11 protein-coding genes are annotated in these 13,027 nt (G+C 62.5%); 10 read left to right on the forward strand and 1 reads right to left on the reverse strand.

All coding sequences use genetic code 11. The features are described 5' to 3' along the window. The first annotated feature begins 18 nt into the window (after window positions 1-18). From dnaJ to B2Y33_RS10210, 6 genes are all read left to right on the forward strand, one after another. Window positions 19-1,143, forward strand: a complete 1,125-nt coding sequence (dnaJ, locus tag B2Y33_RS10185) for a molecular chaperone DnaJ (protein WP_027915421.1) — start codon at window positions 19-21, stop codon at window positions 1,141-1,143. Between the two features lie 13 nt (window positions 1,144-1,156). Continuing rightward, on the forward strand, window positions 1,157-1,960 hold the full coding sequence (dapB, locus tag B2Y33_RS10190; RefSeq protein ID WP_027915420.1) for a 4-hydroxy-tetrahydrodipicolinate reductase: 804 nt from the start codon (window positions 1,157-1,159) through the stop codon (window positions 1,958-1,960). Window positions 1,961-2,259: 299 nt separating this feature from the next. Next, the gene (gene carA / locus B2Y33_RS10195) at window positions 2,260-3,396 is read left to right on the forward strand and encodes a glutamine-hydrolyzing carbamoyl-phosphate synthase small subunit (protein WP_027915419.1); all 1,137 of its coding nucleotides are present in this window, start codon (window positions 2,260-2,262) and stop codon (window positions 3,394-3,396) included. Between the two features lie 104 nt (window positions 3,397-3,500). After that, the gene (carB, locus tag B2Y33_RS10200) at window positions 3,501-6,722 is read left to right on the forward strand and encodes a carbamoyl-phosphate synthase large subunit (RefSeq protein ID WP_027915418.1); all 3,222 of its coding nucleotides are present in this window, start codon (window positions 3,501-3,503) and stop codon (window positions 6,720-6,722) included. Continuing rightward, a complete protein-coding gene (greA, locus tag B2Y33_RS10205; protein ID WP_176417795.1) occupies window positions 6,719-7,201 on the forward strand; it encodes a transcription elongation factor GreA in 483 nt (160 codons plus the stop codon). The genes carB and greA overlap by 4 nt, the downstream gene beginning before the upstream one ends. Next, window positions 7,179-7,628, forward strand: a complete 450-nt coding sequence (locus tag B2Y33_RS10210) for an MFS transporter (RefSeq protein ID WP_080992917.1) — start codon at window positions 7,179-7,181, stop codon at window positions 7,626-7,628. Before greA ends, B2Y33_RS10210 begins: the two co-directional genes overlap by 23 nt. Before the next feature lie 12 nt (window positions 7,629-7,640). Here the strand turns inward: B2Y33_RS10210 and yhbY are convergent, their stop codons facing one another. Beyond that, complete coding sequence (gene yhbY, locus B2Y33_RS10215) at window positions 7,641-7,949, reverse strand: ribosome assembly RNA-binding protein YhbY (protein WP_023533185.1); 309 nt, start codon at window positions 7,947-7,949, stop codon at window positions 7,641-7,643. Between the two features lie 102 nt (window positions 7,950-8,051). On the opposite strand from yhbY, the gene rlmE reads away from it, so the two are divergent. The 4 genes from rlmE to glmM all read left to right on the forward strand — a co-directional run bounded on the left by rlmE (window position 8,052) and on the right by glmM (window position 13,003). Beyond that, the gene (rlmE, locus tag B2Y33_RS10220) at window positions 8,052-8,678 is read left to right on the forward strand and encodes a 23S rRNA (uridine(2552)-2'-O)-methyltransferase RlmE (protein WP_027915415.1); all 627 of its coding nucleotides are present in this window, start codon (window positions 8,052-8,054) and stop codon (window positions 8,676-8,678) included. 203 nt (window positions 8,679-8,881) lie between these two features. Then, on the forward strand, window positions 8,882-10,786 hold the full coding sequence (ftsH, locus tag B2Y33_RS10225; protein ID WP_027915414.1) for an ATP-dependent zinc metalloprotease FtsH: 1,905 nt from the start codon (window positions 8,882-8,884) through the stop codon (window positions 10,784-10,786). Between the two features lie 8 nt (window positions 10,787-10,794). Beyond that, entirely contained in the window at window positions 10,795-11,646 is an 852-nt protein-coding gene (folP, locus tag B2Y33_RS10230; protein ID WP_027915413.1) for a dihydropteroate synthase, read from the forward strand. A gap of 16 nt (window positions 11,647-11,662) precedes the next feature. Continuing rightward, entirely contained in the window at window positions 11,663-13,003 is a 1,341-nt protein-coding gene (gene glmM / locus B2Y33_RS10235) for a phosphoglucosamine mutase (RefSeq protein WP_027915412.1), read from the forward strand. The last annotated feature ends 24 nt before the right edge of the window (window positions 13,004-13,027 follow it).

Consider the following 13,027-nt stretch of genomic DNA (forward strand, 5'->3'; position numbering starts at 1 on the left):
ACAAGGTGCAAATGACCTATGTCCAAGCGTGATTATTATGAGGTCCTGGGTGTCGAGCGCGGCGCCACGGATGCTGACCTCAAGAAAGCCTATCGCCGGTTGGCGATGAAGTACCACCCTGACCGCAACCCGGGTGACAAAGAGTCCGAAGACAAATTCAAGGAAGCCAACGAGGCCTACGAGGTCCTGTCGGACGCCAGCAAGCGCGCAGCTTTCGACCAGTATGGTCATGCCGGTGTCGACCCGAGCATGGGTGGCGGCGGGGCCGGTTTCGGGGGCGCCAACTTCTCCGATATCTTCGGTGATGTGTTCAGCGATTTCTTCGGCGGCGGCCGGGGTGGTGGACGCGGTGGCGCCCAGCGCGGCAGCGACCTGCGCTACACCCTGGAGCTGAACCTGGAAGAAGCCGTACGCGGCACCACGGTCAGCATTCGCGTGCCGACGCTGGTCAACTGCCAGCCGTGCGATGGCAGCGGTGCGAAGAAAGGCTCCACCCCGTCGACGTGCCCGACCTGCGGCGGTATCGGCCAGGTGCGCATGCAGCAGGGCTTCTTCTCGGTGCAGCAGACCTGCCCGCGCTGCCATGGCCAGGGCAAGATCATCACCGACCCTTGTGGCGCCTGCCATGGCGAAGGCCGCGTCGAGGAATACAAGACCCTGTCGGTCAAGGTGCCAGCAGGCGTCGACACCGGTGATCGCATACGCCTGTCGGGCGAGGGCGAAGCCGGCGCGCACGGTGGGCCGACCGGTGACCTGTACGTGGTGATCAACGTGCGTGAGCACGAGATCTTCCAGCGTGATGGCAAGCACTTGTACTGCGAAGTGCCGATCAGCTTCACCGATGCTGCGCTCGGTGGCGAACTCGAGGTGCCAACCCTCGACGGTCGGGTCAAGCTGCGCATTCCCGAAGGCACCCAGACCGGCAAGCAGTTCCGCCTGCGTGGCAAGGGCGTGGCGCCTGTGCGCGGTGGTGGTGCGGGCGATCTACTGTGCCGCGTGGCGGTGGAGACGCCGGTCAACCTCAGCCGTCGCCAGCGCGAGCTGCTTGAAGAGCTGCGTGATTCGCTCGAAGGCGACAGCTCCCATTCGCCCAAGGCCAATGGCTGGTTCGATGGCGTGAAGCGCTTCTTCGGCGATCTCTGACAAGGAAAAGGCTATGCGACGTATTGCAGTGATGGGCGCGGCAGGGCGAATGGGCAAGACCCTCGTCGAAGCCGTGCAGCAAACCGCAGGTGCCGGACTCACGGCTGCCATCGACCGCCCGGACAGCACGCTGGTGGGTGCGGATGCAGGCGAGTTGGCGGCCCTGGGGCGCATTGGCGTGCTGCTGTCAGACGACCTGGCCAAGGTTGCCGATGACTTCGACGTGCTGATCGACTTCACCCATCCATCGGTCACCCTGAAGAACCTGGCGTTCTGCCGCAAGCATGGCAAGGCCATGGTCATCGGCACCACCGGGTTCACCGTGGAAGAAAAGCACCTGCTGGCCGAAGCGGGCAAAGACATCCCGATCGTGTTCGCTGCCAACTTCAGTGTGGGCGTCAACCTCAGCCTCAAGCTGCTGGACATCGCGGCGCGTGTGCTGGGCGATGACGTCGATATCGAGATCCTCGAGGCGCATCACCGCCATAAGGTCGATGCGCCTTCGGGCACCGCGCTGCGCATGGGTGAAGTGGTGGCCAATGCGCTGGGGCGCGACCTGCAGGAAGTGGCGGTGTATGGCCGCGAAGGGCAGACCGGTGCGCGTGATCGCGAGACCATCGGCTTTGCCACGGTGCGCGCCGGCGATGTGGTCGGTGATCACACGGTGCTGTTCGCTGCCGAGGGCGAGCGCCTGGAGATCACCCACAAGGCCTCCAGCCGCATGACATTCGCCAAGGGTGCCGTGCGAGCGGCTTTGTGGCTGGACGGGCGCGAGCCTGGCCTGTACGACATGCAGGATGTGCTCGAGCTGCACTGAGCCATCGGTCGTGACCAGGGCAACCTGCCGCCGCTGACGCGCACCGGTGCGGGTCTAGGCGGTGGGGCTCGCTTCTGGCGCGTGGCTCTGACAGCGGTCTGTCGCATTCATGTGTTTAAGAGGCACATATGCGGTAGACCCAAAACGCACTTTTCTGTAAGCTACAGCTTTAGTGTGTCCACTAAAAGCGCGCAGCGAATTGAATTCAGCACATAAAAGCGGGGTGACGTGTCCATACGTCACTCCGCTTTTTTGCAACCTGCGATCGCCCTTTCATGCTTGATTTTCGGGAGGTCTTCTTGACAAAGCCAGCCATACTCGCCCTTGCCGACGGCAGTATTTTCCGCGGTGAGGCAATCGGTGCCGACGGCCAGACCGTTGGTGAGGTGGTATTCAACACCGCTATGACCGGCTACCAGGAAATCCTTACAGACCCTTCCTACGCGCAGCAAATCGTTACCCTGACCTACCCGCACATCGGCAACACCGGCACCACGCCGGAGGACGCAGAATCCAACCGCGTCTGGTCGGCCGGCCTGGTCATTCGCGATCTCCCGCTGCTGGCCAGCAACTGGCGTAACACTCAGTCGCTGCCCGAGTACCTCAAGGCCAACAACGTGGTGGCCATTGCGGGTATCGACACCCGCCGCCTGACCCGAATCCTGCGTGAAAAGGGCGCTCAGAACGGCTGCATCCTGGCCGGTGACGACATCAGCGAAGAAGCCGCGATCGCTGCTGCGCGCGGCTTCCCAGGCCTTAAAGGCATGGACCTGGCCAAGGTGGTTTCCACCAAGGAACGCTACGAATGGCGCTCTAGCGTGTGGGAGCTCAAGACCGACAGCCACCCCACCCTCGAAGCTGCCGACCTGCCTTACCATGTGGTTGCGTTCGACTACGGCGTCAAGCTGAACATCCTGCGCATGCTGGTCGCCCGTGGCTGCCGCGTCACCGTGGTACCGGCCCAGACGCCGGCGAGCGAAGTGCTGGCTCTCAACCCGGACGGCGTTTTCCTGTCCAACGGCCCGGGCGACCCTGAGCCTTGCGACTACGCCATTCAGGCGATCAAGGAAATCCTGGAAACCGACATCCCGGTCTTCGGCATCTGCCTGGGTCACCAGCTGCTGGCCTTGGCCTCCGGCGCCAAGACCGTGAAGATGGGTCACGGCCACCACGGTGCCAACCACCCGGTTCAGGACCTCGATACCGGTGTGGTCATGATCACCAGCCAGAACCACGGCTTTGCGGTAGACGAAGCGACCTTGCCTGGCAACGTGCGCGCCATTCACAAGTCGCTGTTCGACGGCACCCTGCAGGGTATCGAGCGCACCGACAAGAGCGCGTTCAGCTTCCAGGGCCACCCTGAAGCGAGCCCAGGCCCGACCGACGTCGCGCCCCTGTTCGATCGTTTCACCGATGCCATGGCCAAGCGCCGCTGAGTCTCCTGCTTCAAGGCCCCGGGCGGCATGTGCCATGCCCGGATGCGCCTGACCCAGATTGTTCAATGCGGCTTGCCGACTGACCCCGGATTTGAGTGACAACCATGCCAAAACGTACAGACATCAAAAGCATCCTGATTCTCGGCGCTGGCCCGATCGTGATCGGCCAGGCCTGCGAATTCGACTACTCCGGCGCCCAGGCTTGCAAAGCCCTGCGCGAGGAGGGGTTCCGCGTCATCCTGGTGAACTCCAACCCAGCCACCATCATGACCGACCCGGCCATGGCCGACGCCACCTACATCGAGCCGATCAAGTGGCAGTCGGTGGCCAAGATCATCGAGAAAGAGCGCCCTGACGCCGTCCTGCCGACCATGGGTGGCCAGACTGCGCTGAACTGCGCCCTGGACCTGGAGCGCCATGGCGTTCTGGAGAAGTTCGGCGTGGAAATGATCGGCGCCAATGCCGACACCATCGACAAGGCCGAAGACCGTTCGCGCTTTGACAAGGCCATGAAGGACATCGGCCTGGAGTGCCCGCGCTCCGGTATCGCCCACAGCATGGAAGAGGCCAATGCGGTGCTCGAGAAGCTTGGCTTCCCTTGCATCATCCGCCCGTCGTTCACCATGGGCGGCACTGGCGGCGGCATCGCCTACAACCGCGAAGAATTCGAAGAAATCTGCACCCGTGGCCTGGACCTGTCGCCGACCAAGGAACTGCTGATCGACGAGTCGCTGATCGGCTGGAAGGAATACGAGATGGAGGTGGTCCGCGACAAGAAGGACAACTGCATCATCGTCTGCTCCATCGAAAACTTCGACCCGATGGGCGTGCACACCGGCGACTCGATCACCGTCGCCCCGGCGCAGACCCTCACCGACAAGGAATACCAGATCATGCGCAACGCCTCCCTGGCGGTGCTGCGTGAAATCGGTGTCGAGACCGGCGGTTCCAACGTGCAGTTCGGCATTTGCCCGAACACCGGCCGCATGGTCGTCATCGAGATGAACCCGCGTGTGTCGCGCTCCTCGGCCCTGGCTTCGAAAGCTACCGGCTTCCCGATCGCCAAGATCGCCGCCAAGCTGGCCATCGGCTACACCTTGGACGAGCTGCAGAACGACATCACCGGTGGCCGCACCCCGGCTTCCTTCGAGCCGTCGATCGACTACGTTGTGACCAAGCTGCCACGCTTTGCTTTCGAGAAATTCCCGAAGGCCGACGCTCGCCTGACGACCCAGATGAAATCGGTCGGTGAAGTCATGGCCATCGGCCGTACTTTCCAGGAATCCTTGCAGAAAGCCCTGCGCGGCCTGGAAGTCGGCGCCTGCGGCCTCGACCCGAAAGTCGACCTGGCCAGCCCCGAGGCTGCCAGCATCCTCAAGCGCGAGCTGACCGTGCCGGGCGCCGAGCGCATCTGGTATGTGGCCGACGCCATGCGTTCGGGCATGACCTGCGAGCAGATCTTTGACCTGACCGGCATCGACATGTGGTTCCTGGTGCAGATGGAAGACCTGATCAAGGAAGAGGAAAAGGTCAAGACCCTGGCCCTCACCGCGATCGACAAGGACTGCATGCTGCGCCTCAAGCGCAAGGGCTTCTCGGACCAGCGTCTGGCCAAGCTGCTGGGCATCACCGACAAGACCCTGCGCCGTCACCGCCACAAGCTGGAAGTGTTCCCGGTGTACAAGCGCGTCGACACCTGCGCCGCCGAGTTCGCCACCGACACCGCCTACCTGTATTCCACCTACGAGGAGGAGTGCGAGGCGAACCCGTCGACCCGCGACAAGATCATGATCCTCGGCGGTGGCCCCAACCGCATCGGGCAGGGCATCGAGTTCGACTACTGCTGCGTGCACGCCGCCTTGGCGCTGCGTGACGACGGTTACGAGACCATCATGGTCAACTGCAACCCGGAAACCGTTTCCACCGACTACGACACCTCCGACCGTCTGTACTTCGAGCCGCTGACGCTGGAAGACGTGCTGGAAGTCTGCCGCGTCGAGAAGCCCAAGGGCGTGATCGTGCACTACGGCGGCCAGACCCCGCTCAAGCTTGCCCGCGCCCTGGAAGAAGCCGGCGTGCCGATCATCGGCACCAGCCCCGACGCCATCGACCGTGCCGAAGACCGTGAGCGCTTCCAGCAGATGGTACAGCGCCTGAACCTGCTGCAGCCGCCAAACGCCACCGTGCGCAGCGAAGAAGAGGCCATCAGCGCCGCTGGCACCATCGGCTACCCGCTGGTCGTGCGTCCATCCTACGTCCTGGGTGGTCGTGCCATGGAGATCGTCTACGAACTGGACGAGCTCAAGCGCTACCTGCGCGAAGCCGTTCAGGTGTCCAACGACAGCCCGGTGCTGCTGGACCACTTCCTCAACTGCGCCATCGAGATGGACGTGGATGCGGTCTGCGACGGTACCGATGTGGTTATCGGCGCCATCATGCAGCACATCGAGCAGGCCGGCGTTCACTCCGGTGACTCGGCATGTTCGCTGCCACCTTACTCGCTGAGCAAGGAAGTGCAGGATGAAGTGCGTGTGCAGGTCAAGAAAATGGCCCTGGAGCTGGGCGTAGTTGGGCTGATGAACGTGCAGCTGGCCCTGCAGGGCGACAAGATCTACGTGATCGAAGTCAACCCGCGTGCCTCGCGTACCGTACCGTTCGTGTCCAAGTGCATCGGCACGTCGCTGGCCATGATCGCCGCCCGCGTCATGGCAGGCAAAACCCTGAAGGAACTGGGCTTCACCCAGGAAATCATCCCCAACTTCTACAGCGTGAAGGAAGCCGTCTTCCCGTTCGCCAAGTTCCCAGGGGTTGACCCGATCCTCGGCCCTGAGATGAAATCGACCGGTGAAGTAATGGGTGTCGGTGACAGCTTCGGTGAAGCCTTCGCCAAGGCCCAGATGGGTGCCAGCGAAGTACTGCCGACCGGTGGCACTGCGTTCATCAGCGTGCGCGACGACGACAAGCCGCAAGTGGCCGGCGTTGCCCGCGACCTGATCGCCCTGGGCTTCGAAGTGGTGGCAACCGCAGGTACCGCCAAGGTCATCGAGGCGGCCGGCTTGAAGGTGCGCCGCGTGAACAAGGTGACCGAAGGCCGTCCTCATGTGGTCGACATGATCAAGAACGACGAAGTGTCGTTGATCATCAACACCACCGAAGGCCGTCAGTCGATCGCCGATTCCTACTCGATTCGCCGCAATGCGCTGCAGCACAAGATCTACTGCACCACGACCATTGCGGCCGGTGAAGCCATCTGCGAGGCGCTGAAATTCGGTCCGGAAAAAACCGTTCGCCGCCTGCAGGATCTGCACGCAGGACTCAAAGCATGAGCATGACCAAATACCCGATGACCGTCCAGGGCGCTCGCGCCCTGGAAGAAGAACTGCTCTTTCTGAGCAAGACCGAGCGCCCGCGCCTGAGCCAAGCCATTGGTGAAGCGCGTGAGCTGGGTGACTTGAAGGAGAACGCCGAGTACCATGCCGCCCGCGAGGAGCAGGGCATGGTCGAGGCCCGTATCCGCGACATCGAAGGCCGTTTGCAGAACTCGGTCGTGATCGACGTGACCGCCATTGCCCATACGGGCAAGGTCATTTTCGGCACTACCGTCGATCTGGAAAACACCGAGACGGGTGATCAGGTCACCTACCAGATCGTTGGCGAGGATGAAGCCGACGTGAAGAAAGGCAAGCTGTCCAGCAGTGCGCCGATCGCTCGCGCCATCATTGGCAAGGAAGAGGGTGACACCGTTGTCGTCAAGACGCCAAACGGTACGGTCGAGTACGAGATTGTCGAAGTCAAGCACATCTGACCGGCGCCTGCGGGCGCCTTCCCTCGAGGGGATCCTCTGGCAGCTGGCCCAGGTATTCTGGGTCGGTGGCCTGTGGGTGTTCCACGTGGGGTTGGTGCCTGCGTTGAAAGTCAGCGGCCTTGCGCCATTGCTTGTCCAGGACATTGCCGGGCAGATCGACCGTTGGTTGATCGGCGTGGCACTGCTCGGCTTGATCACCCAGCTGGCCGTATTGGCGAGGGTGGAAGGCCTGGCTGCCTGGTGGCGCCAGTTCCGTGGCCAGATGCTGTTGCTGGGCCTTGGGGCCTGCATCGGCTACTACACCTTGCGCTACGGGATCTCCGTGGGCGAGCGCTGGCAGATGTTCTGTTTCCTGGTGCTGGGCTTTTCCGGCATCGTGCTGGTCGCCCAGCCCGTTCCACTCAGGGCGCGACATTCGCGCCACTGAGCGGCGCCACCGTTACTTGTAACGGTGGACGTTGGACAGCTGCTTGTTCGGCTGAGGGTTCTTGCGGTAGATCAGCGCCTTCTTGCCGATGGTCTGCACCAGCTCGGCGCGGCCGGCCTTGCACAGCGCGGCAATGGTCTCGGCACGCTCCTCGCGGTCTTCGGAGCGAATTTCGACCTTGATCAGCTCGTGGTCGGCCAATGCGCGTTCCAATTCGGCGACGACACCTTCATTCAAACCGTTGCCAGCAACGATCAGGACCGGCTTGAGGTCATGACCAATGGATTTGTATTGCTTCTTCTGCTCGTTATTGAGCGGCATAATCTGACCCTTTCCGTCTGATTCTGTAAAATTGACCGGCATTTTACCCGAGGGCCACCGGCTCCGCCCAGTCAATCACCACGCATATCATCGAGGTGCCCCGTGGTACAACGTTCCAAAAGCAGCGCAAACTGGCTGCGAGAGCATTTCAACGACCCTTTCGTCAAACAGGCGCAGAAGGACGGCTACCGCTCGCGAGCAAGCTACAAGCTGCTTGAGATCCAGGAAAAGGACCGCCTGATCCGTCCTGGCATGAGTGTCATCGACCTGGGCGCAGCGCCGGGCGGCTGGTCCCAGGTGACCAGTCGTCTGATTGGTGGTCAGGGTCGACTGATCGCCTCCGACATCCTGGAGATGGACTCAATCCCCGATGTCACCTTCATTCAGGGGGACTTCACCCAGGACGAGGTGCTACGGCAAATTCTCGAAGCCGTCGGCGATTCACACGTAGACCTTGTGATTTCGGACATGGCCCCCAATATGAGTGGTACGCCCGCGGTCGACATACCGCGAGCCATGTTCCTTTGCGAGCTGGCCCTGGATTTGGCAACCCGCGTGCTTCGGCCCGGCGGTGATTTCCTGATCAAGATCTTCCAGGGTGAAGGTTTCGATGTGTACCTCAAGGACGTGCGCACCAAGTTCGACAAGGTACAGATGCGCAAACCGTCTTCATCGCGGGATCGCTCCCGCGAGCAGTACCTGCTTGGCAAGGGGTTCAAGGGCGCGTGAACGGTACTAAGCGCAGCGGCCGATAGTTAATTCCAATCGGCCACGGCGTCAGGATCGTCCGAACTTCGTGTAGTCTGGATTTCACAAAGGGTTACAGACGGTGCCTGCGGTTGCGTGGGCAATGTAGTAAGTTAGGGCGATGAATATCATGCGAGGCACGGCTGCGTCGTGCGCCGGCCTCAGAGGGTAGCGAATTGAACGACATGGCAAAGAATCTGATCCTGTGGTTGATCATCGCAGCTGTCCTGGTGACGGTGATGAACAACTTCTCCAGCCCTAACGAGCCGCAGACCCTCAACTACTCCGACTTCATCCAGCAGGTCAAGGATGGCAAGGTCGAGCGAGTGACCGTCGACGGTTACATCATCACCGGCAAGCGCTCCGACGGCGACAGCTTCAAGACCGTGCGCCCGGCGATCACCGACAACGGCCTGATCGGCGACCTGGTGGACAACCACGTTACCGTTGAGGGCAAGCAGCCCGAGCAGCAGAGCATCTGGACCCAGTTGCTGGTTGCCAGCTTCCCGATCCTGGTCATTATTGCCGTGTTCATGTTCTTCATGCGCCAGATGCAAGGCGGGGCAGGTGGCAAGGGTGGCCCCATGAGCTTTGGCAAGAGCAAGGCGCGCCTGCTCTCCGAGGACCAGGTCAAGACCACCCTGGCTGACGTCGCCGGTTGCGACGAGGCCAAGGAAGAAGTGGGCGAGTTGGTCGAGTTCCTGCGCGACCCGGGCAAGTTCCAGCGCTTGGGCGGCCGCATTCCGCGCGGTGTGCTGATGGTGGGCCCGCCCGGTACCGGTAAGACCCTGCTGGCCAAGGCTATTGCAGGCGAGGCCAAGGTGCCGTTCTTCACCATTTCCGGTTCGGACTTCGTTGAAATGTTCGTCGGTGTCGGTGCCAGCCGTGTACGCGACATGTTCGAGCAGGCCAAGAAGCACGCCCCGTGCATCATCTTCATCGACGAGATCGACGCCGTCGGCCGCCACCGTGGTGCTGGCATGGGCGGGGGTCACGACGAGCGTGAGCAGACCCTCAACCAGTTGCTGGTAGAGATGGACGGCTTCGAGATGAACGATGGCATCATCGTCATCGCCGCGACCAACCGCCCCGACGTGCTCGACCCTGCGCTGCTGCGCCCCGGTCGCTTCGACCGTCAGGTCGTCGTTGGCCTGCCGGACATTCGGGGTCGTGAGCAGATTCTTAAAGTGCACATGCGCAAGGCGCCGATCGGCGACAACGTCAACCCGGCCGTCATCGCCCGTGGTACGCCGGGCTTCTCCGGTGCAGACCTTGCCAACCTGGTCAACGAAGCCGCGCTGTTCGCCGCTCGCGCCAACAAGCGCCTGGTCGACATGAAGGAGTTCGAGCTGGCCAAGGACAAGATCATGATGGGCGCTGAGCGCAAGACCATGGTCATGTCCGAAAAGGAAAAGCAGAACACGGCCTACCACGAAGCCGGTCACGCGATCGTCGGTCGCCTGGTGCCCGAGCACGATCCGGTCTACAAGGTGTCGATCATCCCGCGGGGTCGTGCACTGGGTGTGACCATGTTCCTGCCCGAAGAAGACCGCTACAGCCTGTCCAAGCGTGCGCTGATCAGCCAGATCTGCTCCCTCTACGGCGGTCGTATCGCCGAGGAGATGACCCTGGGCTTCGACGGCGTCACCACCGGCGCTTCCAACGACATCATGCGTGCCAGCCAGATCGCGCGGAACATGGTCACCAAGTGGGGCCTGTCCGAGAAGCTGGGCCCGCTGATGTATGCCGAAGAAGACGGCGAAGTGTTCCTGGGTCGTAGCGCAGGCAGCCAGCAGACCAGTGTTTCCGGTGAGACGGCCAAGCTGATCGACTCCGAAGTGCGCAGCATCATCGACCAGTGCTACGCCACTGCCAAGCAGCTGCTGACCGAGAACCGCGACAAGCTCGATGCAATGGCCGAAGCCTTGATGAAGTACGAAACCATCGACGCCGAGCAGATCGACGATATCATGGCCGGCCGTACGCCTCGCGAACCTCGCGATTGGGATGATGATTCGGCTTCCGGTACACCGGCTGCCCAGGGTGACCGCCCGGAATCGCCCATCGGTGGTCCAGCGGCTCAACACTAAGGGCACCTATGAGCTCAGTGCAGCACCCGACCCGATTGCCTTGCGGCAATCGGGTTCTTGATTTGTCGCGTACCCATGTCATGGGTATTCTCAATGTCACGCCCGATTCCTTCTCCGACGGTGGCCGCTTCAGTCGGCGCGACGAGGCTTTGCGCCACGCCGAGGCAATGGTGGCTGCAGGCGCCACGCTGATCGATGTGGGCGGGGAGTCCACCCGCCCGGGTGCGCGGCCCGTTTCGGTCACCGAAGAGCTTGAGCGCGTGGCGCCGATGGTCGAGGCCATCCACCGTCATCTCGATGTCGTGGTGTCGGTGGATACGTCCACGCCTGCCGTCATGCGCGAAGCCGCCCGCCTGGGCGCTGGCCTGATCAACGATGTGCGCGCCCTCGAGCGCGATGGGGCGCTGGACGCCGCTGCTGCAACCGGGCTGCCGGTGTGCCTGATGCACATGCGCGGCGAGCCGGGCACCATGCAGGACGACCCGCATTATGAGAATGTCACCCAGGACGTGGCGCGCTACCTCCAGCAGCGCATGGTGGCCTGTGCGGACGCGGGCATCGAGGCCGACCGCATCGTGCTCGATCCAGGCTTCGGTTTCGCCAAGACCCTGGCCCACAATCTCAGCCTGTTCAAGCACCTCGAAGCGCTCCATCGCCTGGGGCGTCCGCTGCTGGTAGGCGTTTCCCGTAAAAGCATGATCGGCCTGACGCTCGAGCGTCCTGTGGATGAGCGTCTTTATGGCAGCCTGGCGCTCGCGGCGCTGGCCGTGACCAAGGGCGCAAGGATCCTGCGCGTGCATGATGTAGCGCAAACCGTTGACGTGGTCCGCATGATCGCCGCCGTTCAGCACGCCGAATAAGAACATTGGAGTCCCTATGAGCAGAAAATATTTTGGTACCGACGGCATTCGTGGCCGCGTCGGCGAATACCCGATCACCCCAGAGTTCATGCTCAAGCTTGGCTGGGCGGCTGGCATGGCGTTTCGCAAACAAGGCCATTGCCGCGTGCTGGTGGGCAAGGACACGCGGATCTCCGGCTACATGTTCGAATCCGCGCTCGAAGCTGGTCTTTCGGCCGCAGGCGCCGATGTGATGCTGCTGGGCCCGATGCCCACGCCTGCCATCGCCTACCTGACCCGCACCTTCCATGCCGAAGCCGGTATCGTCATCAGTGCCTCGCACAACCCGCACGATGACAATGGCATCAAGTTCTTCTCGGGGCAGGGCACCAAGCTGCCGGACGAAGTGGAGCTGATGATCGAGGAACTGCTCGATCAGCCCATGACCGTCGTGGAGTCGAGCAAGCTGGGCAAGGTTTCGCGCATCAACGACGCAGCCGGTCGCTACATCGAGTTCTGCAAGAGCAGCGTGCCCAGCAGCACCAGCTTCGCCGGCCTCAAGCTGGTGGTCGACTGCGCCCATGGCGCCACGTACAAGGTGGCGCCCAGCGTGTTCCGTGAGTTGGGTGCCGATGTGACGGTGCTGCACGCCCAGCCAGATGGCCTGAACATCAACGAGGGCTGTGGTTCGACCCACATCGAGTCGCTGCAGGCCGCTGTGCTGGTCGGCCACGCAGACCTTGGCATCGCTTTCGACGGTGATGGCGACCGTGTGTTGATGGTCGATCACACCGGCGCGATCGTCGACGGTGACGAGCTGCTGTTCATCATCGCGCGCGACCTGCACGACCGCGGCAAGCTGCAAGGGGGCGTGGTGGGTACGCTCATGAGCAACCTGGGGCTGGAGCTTGCGCTCAAGGACCTGGATATCCCATTCGTGCGTGCCAAGGTCGGTGACCGCTACGTCATGGCCGAGCTGCTCGAGCGCGAGTGGCTGGTGGGTGGGGAGAATTCCGGCCACGTGGTGTGCTGCAACTACACCACCACGGGGGATGCGATCATCGCTGCGCTGCAGGTGCTGATGGCGCTCAAGCGCCGTGGCGAGACCCTGGCCCAGGCGCGCCAGGCGCTGCGCAAATGCCCGCAAGTGCTGATCAATGTGCGCTTCAGTGCAGGCGACGTGGACCCCCTCGAGCACCCGGACGTCAAGCAAGCCAGCGCGCAGGTCACTGAAGCCCTGGCAGGCCGTGGGCGGGTGTTGCTGCGTAAATCCGGGACCGAGCCGCTGTTGCGCGTCATGGTCGAAGGTGAGGATGAACACCAGGTGCGTCTGCATGCCGAAGCACTGGCAAAGCGCGTCGCAGAAGTTTGTGCCTGAAGCCGCTTGCCAGCGCGAATCTGG

This window comes from Pseudomonas sp. UBA5666 (assembly GCF_002420785.1).
Lineage (GTDB): Bacteria > Pseudomonadota > Gammaproteobacteria > Pseudomonadales > Pseudomonadaceae > Aquipseudomonas > Aquipseudomonas fulva.

Bases quoted from the DNA above. Each gene is read 5' to 3' on its own strand.
- carB (WP_027915418.1), top strand. From the start codon at position 3,501: ATGCCAAAACGTACAGACATCAAAAGCATCCTGATTCTCGGCGCTGGC.
- yhbY (WP_023533185.1), bottom strand. From the start codon at position 7,949: ATGCCGCTCAATAACGAGCAGAAGAAGCAATACAAATCCATTGGTCAT.
- greA (WP_176417795.1), top strand. From the start codon at position 6,719: ATGAGCATGACCAAATACCCGATGACCGTCCAGGGCGCTCGCGCCCTG.
- glmM (WP_027915412.1), top strand. From the start codon at position 11,663: ATGAGCAGAAAATATTTTGGTACCGACGGCATTCGTGGCCGCGTCGGC.
- ftsH (WP_027915414.1), top strand. From the start codon at position 8,882: ATGGCAAAGAATCTGATCCTGTGGTTGATCATCGCAGCTGTCCTGGTG.
- dapB (WP_027915420.1), top strand. From the start codon at position 1,157: ATGCGACGTATTGCAGTGATGGGCGCGGCAGGGCGAATGGGCAAGACC.
- folP (WP_027915413.1), top strand. From the start codon at position 10,795: ATGAGCTCAGTGCAGCACCCGACCCGATTGCCTTGCGGCAATCGGGTT.
- dnaJ (WP_027915421.1), top strand. From the start codon at position 19: ATGTCCAAGCGTGATTATTATGAGGTCCTGGGTGTCGAGCGCGGCGCC.